Source organism: Streptomyces sp. IBSNAI002 (assembly GCF_052244475.1).
Lineage (GTDB): Bacteria > Actinomycetota > Actinomycetes > Streptomycetales > Streptomycetaceae > Streptomyces.
Genome location: NZ_JBQPXG010000006.1, coordinates 281,830 through 294,028, shown reverse-complemented (window position 1 = coordinate 294,028; position 12,199 = coordinate 281,830). Strand labels below are relative to the sequence as shown.

At 70.8% G+C, this 12,199-nt stretch carries 13 protein-coding genes; 8 read left to right on the top strand and 5 right to left on the bottom strand.

Going from position 1 to position 12,199, the window contains the following annotated elements:
* The first annotated feature begins 108 nt into the window (after positions 1-108).
* The 4 genes from ACTVZO_RS44450 to ACTVZO_RS44435 all read left to right on the top strand — a co-directional run bounded on the left by ACTVZO_RS44450 (position 109) and on the right by ACTVZO_RS44435 (position 3,308).
* A complete protein-coding gene (locus ACTVZO_RS44450; RefSeq protein ID WP_107489046.1) occupies positions 109-291 on the top strand; it encodes a DUF5302 domain-containing protein in 183 nt (60 codons plus the stop codon).
* Between the two features lie 339 nt (positions 292-630).
* Positions 631-1,932, top strand: a complete 1,302-nt coding sequence (locus tag ACTVZO_RS44445; RefSeq protein WP_443296498.1) for an ISAs1 family transposase — start codon at positions 631-633, stop codon at positions 1,930-1,932.
* 96 nt (positions 1,933-2,028) lie between these two features.
* On the top strand, positions 2,029-2,391 hold the full coding sequence (locus ACTVZO_RS44440; RefSeq protein ID WP_443304302.1) for a transposase: 363 nt from the start codon (positions 2,029-2,031) through the stop codon (positions 2,389-2,391).
* Positions 2,388-3,308 carry an IS3 family transposase gene (locus ACTVZO_RS44435; RefSeq protein WP_443297102.1) on the top strand — a complete coding sequence of 307 codons (921 nt, stop codon included), beginning with the start codon at positions 2,388-2,390 and terminating at the stop codon, positions 3,306-3,308. The genes ACTVZO_RS44440 and ACTVZO_RS44435 overlap by 4 nt, the downstream gene beginning before the upstream one ends.
* Positions 3,309-3,400: 92 nt before the next feature.
* Here ACTVZO_RS44435 and ACTVZO_RS44430 read toward each other — a convergent pair whose 3' ends face one another.
* From ACTVZO_RS44430 to ACTVZO_RS44420, 3 genes are all read right to left on the bottom strand, one after another.
* The gene (locus ACTVZO_RS44430; RefSeq protein ID WP_443304301.1) at positions 3,401-4,909 is read right to left on the bottom strand and encodes an MFS transporter; all 1,509 of its coding nucleotides are present in this window, start codon (positions 4,907-4,909) and stop codon (positions 3,401-3,403) included.
* A gap of 102 nt (positions 4,910-5,011) precedes the next feature.
* Complete coding sequence (locus tag ACTVZO_RS44425) at positions 5,012-6,031, bottom strand: 3-oxoacyl-ACP synthase III family protein (protein WP_443304300.1); 1,020 nt, start codon at positions 6,029-6,031, stop codon at positions 5,012-5,014.
* A 35-nt stretch (positions 6,032-6,066) separates the two neighbouring features.
* Positions 6,067-7,272 carry a cytochrome P450 gene (locus tag ACTVZO_RS44420; RefSeq protein WP_443304299.1) on the bottom strand — a complete coding sequence of 402 codons (1,206 nt, stop codon included), beginning with the start codon at positions 7,270-7,272 and terminating at the stop codon, positions 6,067-6,069.
* A gap of 97 nt (positions 7,273-7,369) precedes the next feature.
* On the opposite strand from ACTVZO_RS44420, the gene ACTVZO_RS44415 reads away from it, so the two are divergent.
* From ACTVZO_RS44415 to ACTVZO_RS44400, 4 genes are all read left to right on the top strand, one after another.
* Positions 7,370-7,528: a hypothetical protein gene (locus ACTVZO_RS44415; RefSeq protein ID WP_443304298.1), complete on the top strand. Its 159-nt coding sequence runs from the start codon at positions 7,370-7,372 to the stop codon at positions 7,526-7,528.
* 104 nt (positions 7,529-7,632) lie between these two features.
* Entirely contained in the window at positions 7,633-7,815 is a 183-nt protein-coding gene (locus ACTVZO_RS44410; RefSeq protein WP_107489046.1) for a DUF5302 domain-containing protein, read from the top strand.
* Between the two features lie 306 nt (positions 7,816-8,121).
* Positions 8,122-8,514, top strand: a complete 393-nt coding sequence (locus ACTVZO_RS44405; RefSeq protein WP_443304297.1) for an acyl-CoA carboxylase epsilon subunit — start codon at positions 8,122-8,124, stop codon at positions 8,512-8,514.
* Positions 8,515-8,702: 188 nt separating this feature from the next.
* Positions 8,703-9,368: a DUF4097 family beta strand repeat-containing protein gene (locus ACTVZO_RS44400; RefSeq protein WP_443304296.1), complete on the top strand. Its 666-nt coding sequence runs from the start codon at positions 8,703-8,705 to the stop codon at positions 9,366-9,368.
* 54 nt (positions 9,369-9,422) lie between these two features.
* On the opposite strand, the gene ACTVZO_RS44395 is transcribed toward ACTVZO_RS44400, so the two are convergent.
* Together ACTVZO_RS44395 and ACTVZO_RS44390 are read right to left on the bottom strand one after the other, a co-directional pair.
* Complete coding sequence (locus ACTVZO_RS44395) at positions 9,423-11,783, bottom strand: amino acid adenylation domain-containing protein (protein ID WP_443304295.1); 2,361 nt, start codon at positions 11,781-11,783, stop codon at positions 9,423-9,425.
* Positions 11,780-12,133, bottom strand: coding sequence for an acyl carrier protein (locus tag ACTVZO_RS44390; RefSeq protein WP_443304294.1), 354 nt, complete (start codon positions 12,131-12,133; stop codon positions 11,780-11,782). Before ACTVZO_RS44390 ends, ACTVZO_RS44395 begins: the two co-directional genes overlap by 4 nt.
* Between the last annotated feature and the right edge of the window lie 66 nt (positions 12,134-12,199).

The window sequence follows — 12,199 nt, the reverse complement described above, 5'->3', positions numbered from 1 at the left end:
CTGATCCCGGAAATGGCGAATTCCATTCCGTCGGAAGGGGAATGGGGGGTCGTAATTTCGGGAATTCTATGTCAGACTTTTTCTGTCGATTGATTGCAGGAGGTATGTATGACTGACAAGTCGTTCGACGGTGGCGTTGCAGAAGATGCCAAGGAGAAGTTCCGCGCTGCTCTGGAGCGCAAGTCCAATGCATCGCGCGCCCGTACGGCTCACGAAGAGGGCCGTATGAAGGTGAAGAACATGAGCGGTTCGTCCGGCCAGAAGCGGTATTTCCGCAGGAAGACCGGCTGATCCAGCCCGGCTCACCCCCCCCCAGGGGCCGCCGCGGTCCATTCCACTGGAATGGACCGCGGCGGCCCTTTTGGTTTGCCCGTAATATCCACTGGAATTCTTCTCGAGTGCGCCTCGGATTGATCCGGAATTCCGGTGCGCCGTCCGCCGTCCGCCGTCCGTCGTGGGACGGTTCGGGGCGCACACGGAAAAGGCTGCCGCGGGCCTCCTGGCAGGGCCCCGGAGTGTTCCGGGAATGTCTGATTTGGCCCCGTGGGCGCCGGTTGTCCCTGGGCGTGAAGCGAGCACGGCACCTGTGGATCATGGAGTTCTCTAGGCTTCACGATCTGCAGGGGTGCCGTGCTCGTTGCTTCATCCTGCCCTGTGGCCGTCGTGCCCGTGTGCGCGCCCCTGCTTGCGCAGTCGCTGGCCGCGTCGGAGCCGGTCGTCCCGGACGGGCTGCTGCAGGCTCTGGCCCAGGTCCCGGACTCGCGTGATCCGCGTGGGAGGCGCTACCGGCTGGCGACGCTGCTGGCGATCGGGGTCTGTGCGATGACCACCGCCGGCCATAACTCCCTTGTCGCGATCGGGGAGTGGGCACGTCGCTGTGATCAGCAGGTCCTGGCCGATCTCGGTTGTCCGTTCGATCCGATGACCGGCCGGATGCGGTGCCCCAACGAGAAGACCCTGCGCGACGCCTACGGCAAGGTCGACCCGGCCGAGCTGACCCGAGCCGGCTACACGCGACTGGCCGTCCTGGCCCGGCAATCAGCAGACCGGGCGCCGAGCGCGCGGACCCCGGAGGGACTCGCCGAACGCGAACAGCGTCGCGCTCACCACGCCGCCGAACGCACACCACCGTCCCGGGCCCGGCGGCGGGTCTTCGCAGGGGATGGCAAGTGCCTGCGCGGGGCGAAGCGCCCGGACGGCTCCCAGGTCTACGTGTTCTCCGCAGTGCGCCACCAGGACGCGCTGACCGTCGCCGCCCGCGAGGTCGGCGCCAAGACCAACGAGATACCCGAGTTCCAGCCCCTCATGGAACAGATCCCCGACGAGGAACTGGAAGACGCCGTGGTCACCCTCGATGCCCTGCACGCCCAGCGCGAGCACGCCCGCTACCTGGTCGAGGAGCGCGGCGCCCACTACCTGCTGTCCGTGAAGGGGAACCAGAAGAACCTCGCCCGGCAGCTCAAGTCCCTTCCCTGGAAGCAGATCCCGGTCCTGCACCGCACCAGTGAGTCCGGCCACGGCCGCGAGGAGATCCGTGAACTGCAGGTCGCCAGCGTGAACGGGCTCCTGTTCCCCCACGCCCGCCAGGTGGTCCGCATCCGCCGCAGGCGCCGCCCGCTCGGCACGAAGAAGTGGTCCGAGGAGATCGTCTACGCGGTCACCGACCTGACCGCCGAGCAGGCGAGCCCCGAGGAGATCGCAGCCTGGGCCCGCGGCCACTGGACGATCGAGAACAGCGTCCACTGGGTCCGCGACGTCACCTTCGGCGAAGACGCCCGCACCATCCGCACCCGCAACACGCCCGCCGTCATGGCCGGCCTCGGCGACATCGTCCGCGGCACCCTCCGGGCCCTCGGCTGGGTCAACGCCGCCAGCGCCAGACGCGCCCACACCGACCCCACCGCCGTCCTGCGGCTCCACGGCATCACATGACCAAACCGGACATCTCGGGAACACTCCGGGGCCCTGGGCCTCCTGGTGGGAGGTCCGCGGCAGCCTCGGCAGCGCGGTGGATGAGGTTCCCCCGAGATGCGGGGATGGGTGACAGGGGGTCAGATGGGTCTCATGAGAGGAACCCGGACGATGTCCGCACCGAGGAAGTATCCGTTGGAGTTGCGTGAGCGTGCGGTGCGGATGTATCGCGCCGCGGAGCCGAAGCCGGTGATCCGTCGTATGGCCGAGGATCTCGGTGTGCATCACGAGGCTCTGCGGAACTGGATCCGTCAGGCCGAGGCCGACGCCGGCGAACGGGGAGACCTGCTCACCACCGCGGAGCGTGAGGAACTGGCGGCCTTGCGGAAGGAGAATGTCCAGCTCAAGCGGGCGAATGAGGTTCTGCGGACGGCGTCGGCTTTTTTCGCGGCGCAGCTCGACCCGACCCGGCCCAGGTGACAGGACTCCTCGACGAGCACCCACACCTGGGGGTCGAGCCCGTACTCCGGGAACTCTCCCTCCCCTCTTCCACCTACTACCGTTGGCGCCGGGCGGAGAAGGAGCCGTGCGAGCGGCGCCGCCGGGACATCGAGCTGACGGACCGTATCCGCCAGGTCCACGACGCCTCCGGCGGGATCTACGGCTCACCGCGCGTCCACGCCGTCCTGCGGCGCGAGGGCACCCGAGTCGGCCGCAAACGCGTCGAACGGCTCATGCGCCAGGCCGGCCTCCAGGGCCTCAGTCCCCGCAAGGCCAAGGGCTTCACCCGCCGCGACCCGAACGCCGAGCTCGCCCCGGACCTGGTCGGGCGCGACTTCACCGCGACCGGGCCGAACCGGCTGTGGGTCACCGACCTGACCATGATCGCCACACTGGAGGGCCCGCTGTGGCTCTCCGCGATCCGCGACGCCTTCTCCCGCCGCGTCGTCGCCTGGGAAACCTCCGCCCGCGCCGACGCCGACCTGGTCCTGACCACGCTTGAGTACGCCCTCGCCTCCCGCGAGCCCATCACCGGCGAACTCATTCACCACGCCGACCACGGCTGCCAATACACGTCCGTGAAGCTCACAACACGCCTGCTCAGAGCCGGGATCCAAGCCTCCATGGGCTCCGTCGGCGACTCGTATGACAACGCCCTCGCCGAGAATCTGTGGATGCTTGTCAAGACCGAGTGCGTCCGCGGCCGCGTCTTCGCCACACGTGCCGAGGCGAACCTCGCACTCTTCAACTACATCGACGGCTTCTACAACCCCCACCGCATCCAGGAACGACTCGGCTACCTCAGCCCCATCGAGTTCGAGGAGAAGCACTACGCCAACCAGGCAGCCACCGAACAAGTGAACCTGAAACCACGTCAACCCGCCCTGACCAGCTAGTCAACCACTCCCGCACAGCGGGGGAACCTCAGGAAAAGCGGAGTTTCACCCGGTCTTGCGCCGTAAGTACCGCTTCTGCCCGGCCGGGCCGCTCATACCGGGTCGGGCACGAGACTGCCGGCGGCGAGGCCCGTCTGCTCGGCCTTCCCGGCGGGCCCGGCCTCCGCGTCCGCCGGCTTGCTGCGGGGCAGCAGCGGGGCGAGGGCGGCGGTCAGCAGGAAGGCGGCGACGTTGTACCAGAGGGTGACGGAGACGGCGGAGCTGAAGTCGGCGGCTCGCGCCGCGGCCGTCCCCGCGGTCTCCGGGCCCACGAGCCCGAAGAGGACGGCCCCGACGACCGCGATGCCGATCGCGGCACCGAACTGTGTGGCGGCGTTGACCACGCCGGATCCGGCGCCCGCGTCCTTGGGGGGCAGGTCACCGAGCACGGCCGTGGCGAGGATGGGCGTGCTCAACCCCATGCCCAGGCCCATGAGGAAGGCCGCGCCGGCCACGTACGGCATGGTTAGTGCGGCGCCCTGGGTGTGTACGACGCCGATCGCGGCCAGGGAGCTCAGCGCCATGATGAGGGCGCCCGCCGCCACGAACAGGCGTCCCCGGGTGGCCCCGAAGCGCCAGCCGAGCTGGAACGTGGCGACGATGCCCAGCGGCCACGCCGCGATGGCGAGTGCCGTGTCGCCCACGGACCAGCCCAGACCGAACTGGAGGTGGTAGGTGAGCACGAAGGAGAACGAGCTGATGCCGGTGAATGCGAGCAGGGTCACGACCAGGCCGGCGGAGAAGGAGCGGTGGCGGAAGAGGGCCGGGTCCACGAGAGCGGAGCCGTTCTTCGCCTGCCTCCTGCGCTCGTGGACCACGAACGCGAGGAACAGCGGCACCGAGGCGGCCATCAGCACGAACATCCAGGCGGGCCAGCCCTGTTCGCGGCCCTGGACGAGCGGGAACATCACGCCCAGGGAGGCCGCGGTCAGCAGGACCACGCCGGGCATGTCGAGCTGCGGGCGCTCGTCGGCGCGGAAGGAGGGCAGCGACCGGGCTCCGATGATCAGCGCGAGAATCCCGATCGGGACGTTGACGAAGAACACCGTCCGCCAGCCGAGGCCCATCAGGTCGAGGTCGGTGAGCAGACCGCCCAGCAGCGGTCCCCCGATGCTGCCGAGGCTGAGCAGACCGCCCACCAGACCGGCGGCCAGGGCCCACTCCTTGCGGTCGAAGGTCCGGACGATGACGGCCATGACCTGGGGAAGCATGAGGGCGGCCATGAACCCCTGCATGAAGCGGCCGGCGACCAGCATGCCCGGGGAGACGGCCAGACCGCACAGGGCGGACGCCACGGTGAACAGGGCGACACCGGTCATGAAGACCCGCTTGGCCCCGAAGATGTCACCGAGTCGCCCACCGGTGATCAGGAACATGGCGAAGGCGAGGGCGTAGCCGGCCATGGTCCACTGAGCGGAGGCGAAGCCGATCTCCATGTCCCGCTGGATGCTGGGCAGGGCGACGGTGACGATGTTGGCGTCGAGGCCGTCGAGGAAGGAGGCGGTGCCGAGTACGCCCAGGGCGACCCATCGCGCGCGTCCGGACTGTGCTGTGTCTGTCACGTGATCAGCTCCTGGGAGAAGGGTGGGGGTGGGGCCGTCCCGCCGGACCTGCCGCGCGGCGCTGCCGGCCTGCCGCCGCCCGGGGGCGGCGGCAGGCCGGGGTCACACCTCGAAGACGGCGCTCGCCCAGCTCATGCCGCGTCCGACGGCGGCCAGGGCGACGTGGTCGCCCTGGCGGAGGGCGTCTTGCTCGACGTCCCGGGCGAGGGCGAACAGGGGGTCGGCGGCACCGAGGTGCCCGTAGTCCTCGGCGAGCGACAGGTTCGTGCGCTCCGGGGGGAAGTCCAGGGCAGCGACGAGTCCCGCCATGGCCGGCTGGTTGTCGAAGGGCAGGTTGAGCCGGGCCAGGTCGGTGAAATCGACACCGGCCCGCTTGCAGGCGCGTTCCACGACGAGCCGGTACTGGTTGCGGGCGTGGGTGCCGAACGCGGAGATCTTCTCGTGGTCGTCGCCGAAGTACTCCTTCACGTCGGCGATGCCCCGTACCCTCGGTGCGCTGCCCGCCGCGCCGGGGGTGCCGAAGGGGGCCGCCGCACCTCCCGCGTCGAGGCGGAAGAAGTCGACGTAGGTGCCGTCCGTGGTGATGTCGCTCGCACGCCAGCGCAGCCGGTCGTGACCGCGGCGGGCGACCGCCGCGACGGCACCGTCCGAGAAGCAGCCCGCCCCCGTCTCCAGCCGGTTCCAGTAGGGCTCGGCGACGCGGCTGGCCGCGACCACCACGGCCGTCCGGTACTCGGGATGGGTGGCGAACTTCCCGGCCACCAGGTCGAACGCGGCGACGCCCGACGAGCACGCCTGGGTCAGCAGGACCGCCTCCGCGCCGTCGGCGCCGAGCCGGTGCAGGAGGCTCGCCGCCGCGTCCCAGTACAGGTACTCGGTGATGTCGGTGACCGCGAGGACCAGCAGGTCGATGTCACCGGCGTCCGTGCCGGCGGCGTGGAGTGCCTTCCGTACGGCCTGGTACGACAGGTCCGTCAGGCCAACCGCTTCGGGGCACCGGTGCATGTAGCGGCTCGCGTAGGTGCGGACCCGCTCGATGTCCTCGGTGTACTCGGCGGCGACGTCCAGCACTGGCACCTCGTCGCCGAGTTCGTAACCAAGTGACATCAGGCCGAAACTCATGTGATCTCCTTGTCTGGGGCCCCTCCGGGCCGTGGCTACCAGGTGACCGGCAGCCGGTGTACGCCGTAGATGGCCATGTCGGTGCACAGGGGTACCTCCTCGGCCGGAACCGCCATCCGCAGGCGAGGGAACCGGCGCAGCAGTCCGGCGTACGCGATCCGCAGCTCGACCCGTGCGAGATGGTGTCCGAGGCACTGGTGCAGGCCGTGCCCGAACGACAGTTGGCCGCCCGGCCTGCGCGCGGTGTCGAACCGCTCCGGGTCGCCGTCGAAGCGCCGCGGATCGCGGTTCGCGGCCGACAGGGAGAGCACGAGGCACTCACCGGCCGCGATCCGGTGGCCGCCGAGGTCCACGTCGGTCAGCGCGGTCCGCATCAGCCCCGCCCGGAAGAGCGGGAGGTACCGCAGCAGTTCCTCGACGGCGCCGTCGAGGAGGTCCGGGTCGGCCCTCAGTCCGGCCCACTGACCCGGATGGCTCAGCAGGGTGTAGACGCCGAGTCCGAGCATGCTCGCCGTGGTCTCGTGGCCGGCGATCAGTACGACCAGCGCCACGGTCGCGATCTCGTGGTCGGAGAGCTCGCCCCCTTCGATCAGGCTGCTGATCAGGTCCGTCCCGGGCTCGGCGCGTTTGCGCGGCACGAGCCCGCCGAGGTAGGCGACCATGTCGGCGTACGCGCCGTGGGTCTCCTCCTGCGTGGAGTCCAGCCTGAAGAAGGTGGCCACGTCGTGACGGAACATGTCCTGCTCGGCGTACGGCACGCCGAGGATCTCGCAGATCAGCAGGGTCGGGATCGGGATGGCGAACTCGGCGACGAGGTCGGCTCCGCGCCCCGCGGCCTCCAGCGCGTCCAGCCGCTGCTCGACGATCTCCTCGATCCGGGGCGCCAGTTCCCTGATCCGCCGCGCCGTGAAGTGCTTGGTGAGGGGCTTGCGGTAGCGGGTGTGCTCCGGTGCGTCCATACCGATGAACTGGCCGGGCTCCGCGGGTGTGATCTTCTCCGTGCCGAACGGATGGTCGAAGGCGGCGTGGTGGTGCAGTTCCTGCCGTGCGCTGAACCGCTGGTCGGCGAGGACGGACCGCACCAGGGAGTGGCTGGTGACCAGCCAGCCCCTGTGCCCGTCCGGGAACAGCATCGGGGTGACGGGGTCCCGGTCCCGGAACACTCTCAGTTCGACGGGTGGGTCGAGGGGTGACGGCCGCTCCGTGGGCAGCTTGACCGGCTGGCACAGGGTGTTGCGCACGTCCTACTCCATCTCGCTGGGATCCCGAAGGCCCGTCCAGCTTCCCGGCGGGCCCTGGACGCAGACTCGAGCCGACCTCGAGTGACGCCGCCGGGCCGTGCCCGACGCCGTGCGGCGGCAGACACGGGGCCTCTTCGGCCCGCTCCTGCCCGCCTCGAAGGCCCCTCGGGGCGCGCCGGAGACGACCGGCGGGGCCACCACCGACGAGACCGCGGCGCCCCGCACCGGGGACCGGCTCGCCCTTGACTCCGCCTGATCCCGGAAATGGCGAATTCCATTCCCTCGGTCCGGTAATGCGGGGTCGTCGGTCCGGGAATTCTGTGCCAGACTTTTTCTGTCGATTGATTGCAGGAGGTATGTATGACTGACAAGTCGTTCGACGGTGGCGTTGCAGAAGATGCCAAGGAGAAGTTCCGCGCTGCTCTGGAGCGCAAGTCCAACGCATCGCGCGCCCGCACGGCTCACGAAGAGGGCCGTATGAAGGTGAAGAACATGAGCGGTTCGTCCGGCCAGAAGCGGTACTTCCGCAGGAAGACCGGCTGATCCAGCCCGGCTCACCCCCCCAAGGGCCGCCGCGGTCCATTCCACTGGAATGGACCGCGGCGGCCTTTTTGGTTTGCCCGCAATATCCACTGGAATTCTGCTTGAGTGTTCCTCGAATTCGGCTTGGATTTCAGTGGAGAATTGAACCCGGAGTGACGCGTTCCGGCCATGATCGACAGTGGCCTGCGAGTGGTCCCGTACGCGTTTGCGTGCGGAACCCGAGCCCGGCTTTAGTGCCTGGGCCGATCCTGGAGTGTCCGGCACCAGGGCGCGTCCCGGTGCGACCGTGTCGAAAGGGGTTCCCCCATGATCATCGTCAAGGAACGTCCGCTGCTGACCGCCCCTGCGGTGCGTGTCGCCCCCGCGGGCGAGCGTCCCCGTACGGATCCGCGCCGTGCGGACGCGGCCCGTACGGAGCGAACGGCCGGCGTGGTCGAGGCGGCCGGCGCGGGTGTCACGGCCGGCGTCGAGCCCGCCGGAGGGGCCGCCGCCGGGGGTGCCTCGCTGGCCCTCGCGATGGCCTCGATCCGGATCTCCAGGGGCAACCCGACCGCCGAGGAGATCGCCGCGCTCGCCGTGCTCCTGACGGCCCGTCTGGGCCAGGGCCACGAGGCCCCTCGCCCCGCACCCGCGCGCACCCGCAGGCTGCCGTCCCCGTCCTGTCAGCCGTTCCGCGCGCCGGGCGCCTGGGCCTCGTAGCGTTCACTGCCAGTTCAATGCAACGAACCAGGGGCTGACGTTGCATTGATGACACTGCCTATTGCAACGATTGGTATGCTCTGACCTGCATTGATGGACTATCTGTGCAACGACTCCGTTGCCCGATACGTAAAGGCTACGTAGCGTTTCTGTTGTCGGAAACAAACGCGAGAAGCCAGGAGAGCATCATGCAGAAGTTCGACACCCCCGCCCCCGTCTCCGCCGTCCTCGACATCCCCGCCGGCCGCGTCCGGTTCATCGCGGCCGACCGCACCGACACCACCGTGGAAATCCTGCCCGCGGACGCCTCGAAGGGCCGCGACGTGAAGGCGGCGGAGCAGACCGAGGTCGCCTACGCCGACGGAGTCCTGCGCATCGACACCCCGGCGAAGAACCAGATCCTCGGCGCCTCCGGAGCCATCGAGGTGACCGTCCGGCTGCCCGCCGGATCCCGCGTCGAGGCGAAGGGCTCCGACGCCGAACTCCGGGGCGTCGGACGGCTCGGAGACGTCACCTTCGAGAGCGCGCAGGGTTCGGTCAAGCTCGACGAGACCGCGGGCGCCCGCCTCACGCTCCTCGCCGGCGACGTCACGGTCGGCCGCCTGGGCGGCTCCGCCGAGATCAGCACCGCCCAGGGCGACATCCGGATCGCCGAGGCCGTGCGCGGCACGGTCGTGCTGCGCACCCAGGCCGGCGACGTGTCGGTCGGCGCCGCACGCGGAGTGTCCGCCTCCCTGGACGCGGGCACCGGCCTCGGCCGGATCAGCAACGCGCTCAAGAACACCGACGGCGCCGCGGAGCTGAACATCCAGGCGACCACCGCCCACGGCGACATCACCGCCCGCAGCGTCTGATGCGCCTCGTGCGGCCGCGACCGCGGCCGGGCCCGGGAAGGGGCCCGGCCCGGGCTACAGCCGGCGCAGGAGCGCCGCCCGGTCGACCTTGCCCTGCCGGGTCAGGGGCAGCTCGTCCAGTGCGATGACGCGCGCGGGGACCATGTACGACGGCAGCACGGTCCGCAGCGCGCGTACGACCTCGGCCTTCGCAAGCGGCTCGGCCGTCGGCACGTAGAAGGCGGCCAGCGACCGCCCGCCCCGCCCCGTCGGCGCCACGACGGACGCGGCCCGGACGCCCGGGCACTGGAGGAGGGCGCTCTGCACCTCGCCCAGTTCGATCCGGTAACCGCGCACCTTGACCTGGTCGTCGAGGCGGCCCAGGAACTCCAGGTCGCCGCCGGCCAGCCAGCGGGCGCGGTCACCGGTGCGGTACATGCGCTCGCCGGGGCGCACCGCTCCCGGGTCGGGCAGGAACTTCGCGGCGGTGAGGGCGGCGGCCGCCGCGTAGCCCAGGGCGAGGCAGGTCCCGGCGATGTACAGATCGCCCTCCTTGCCGAGGGGGCAGGGCCGCAGCTCGCTGTCGAGCACGTAGTAGCGGGTGTTCTGCATCGGCTTGCCGTACGGGATGCTCGGCCACGCCGGGTCGACGTCCCGCACCCGGTAGTCGTTGGACCAGACGGTGCACTCCGTGGCGCCGCCGAACGACACCACCTCGGCGTTCGGGAACGCGGCACGGATCTGGTCCGGGAGCGGCACCGGGATCCAGTCCCCGCTGAGCAGGGCCAGGCGGAGCGTGTCGCGGCCGGCGGGCTCGCGGGCCTGGACGAAGGGCATGATCATGGCCAGCGAGGCGGGAGCCGAGTCCCAGATGGTGATGGCCTCCCGTTCGAGCAGGTCCACCAGGGTGTCCGGCTCGGCGAGTTCGGCGCCCGACGCCAGCCGGATGGTCGCGCCGGCGGCGAGCACGCCGAACATGTCGTAGACCGAGAGGTCGAAGCAGAAGGACGTGACGAACAGGAGCTTGTCGGCGGGCCCGACCCCGTAGGTGCGGTTCACCCAGTCGATCAGGTTCACCGCCGACCGGTGGGCGACGGAGACCCCCTTGGGCGTACCGGTCGAGCCGGACGTGAAGATCGTGTAGCAGACGTCGTCGGCCGTCGGACCGGTGCTGAGGGGGCCGGCCGGCCGGAGGCCGATGTGATGGCCGGTCCACAGCGGCTCGCGCGGCGGCGTCGCGGCACGGTCGTCGGAGGCCGCGGCACGCTCGCGCGACGGCTCGACGCGGATGACGGCGTCGTAGCGCTCGGCCAGTTCGCCGGTGAACTCCCCGGCCGGGCGGCGGTGGACCTCCGCGCGGGCCACCCCGGGCAGCAGTTCGGGCAGGCGCTCGACGTAGCGCGGCGGCACCCGCAGGCCGGAATGGGCGCCGAGCCCGGGGTCGACGAGGTCGGCGAGGACGATGACGCCGTCGTCGGCGAGCAGGCCGAGGAGCGAGTCGAGGACGCCCGTCAGGTGGTCGAGGTCCGGCAGGAACTGCACCGTACTGGCCAGCACGACGACGTCGAACCGGCCGCTCACCCGCTCGGCGGCCTCGTGCGCGAAGCACACCACGCCTTCGGCCTCGCCCCCGGCGCGGGCCCCGGCCTCCAGGCTCCGGGCCACGGACACCGGCGAGGGGTCGACGGCGACGTAGCGGGACGCCTGGGGCGCCAGGGCCTCGACGACCAGGCCGGATCCGCACCCGATCTCCAGGACCGAAGGCCGCTCGGCGGACGTCGCGGCCCGTACGAACCGCGCCACGTGCTCCTGGTAGCCCCGGAGGTCGTCCACGGTGAACGGCCGTTGCGAGCGGCGGGTGTTGAAGCCCGCGGCCTCGAGCGGGTCGGGGGAGCCGGACAGGTAGTCGAAGAGGTCCGCGACGGCCTCGCGCCGGAAGGTGGCGGACCAGGAGAACTCCTCGGGGATGCCCGGGCACAGCACGTGGCGCAGCGAAGGCACCTCCCACCGGAACTCCTGTACGGAGGGCAGGGACGCGCGGTCGGTCAGTACGGCCGCCACGTCGAGCTGGTCGAGCAGCCCGACCACCCGGGAGTCCGGCCACGCCGGGTCGAGCGGCACGTAGGAGGCGCCGGCCTTGAGCACCGCGAGCATGCCGATGAGGGCCGAGGCGTCGCGCTCGCCGTACACGCCGACGGCCGATCCCCGGCCCAGGCCCAGCTCGCGCAGCAGCCGCGCCAGCCGGTTGGTGTGGCGGTCCAGTTCGCCGTGGGTGAGGACCTGCTCGTCGGAGGTCACGATCGCCGGGCGGTCCGGGTGGCGGCGGGCGGCCTCGGCGATCAGGACGGGGATCGTGGCGTCGTCGCGGAAGGGCCGCGCGGTCTCGTTCCACCTGCTCCAGGGGGCGTCCGCGACGGACACCGGCCGGGCGCTCACCGGGCCGGTGCGGCCGGAGTGACCGGAGCGGTCGGGGCAGCCGGGGCGACCGGCGCCCGCAGGCCCTCGTGGGCCGCCAGCGCGCCGGTCAGTTCGTTCACCGTCGGGTGGTTGAAGAAGAGCCGCAGGGCCAGGCGCACGCCGAGCTCCGCGCCGAGCGTGGCCATGATCTCGGCGACCAGCAGCGAGTTCCCGCCGGCCTCGAAAAAGTCCTCGTCGTCGCCGAAGTCCTCGTGCTCCAGCGCGTCGGCCCACTGGATCCGCACCTGGGCGCGCAGCAGTTCGAGGTCCGGGCCGTCGTGGCCGATGAGGTCCGGGCTCGCCACCCCGACCGATCCGAAGTCGTTCACCGATCTCTCCCGCGTTCTCTCTCGGTGCTCTGGGGTTCGCGCTCACCCGGCCGAGGGCTCCGGCCG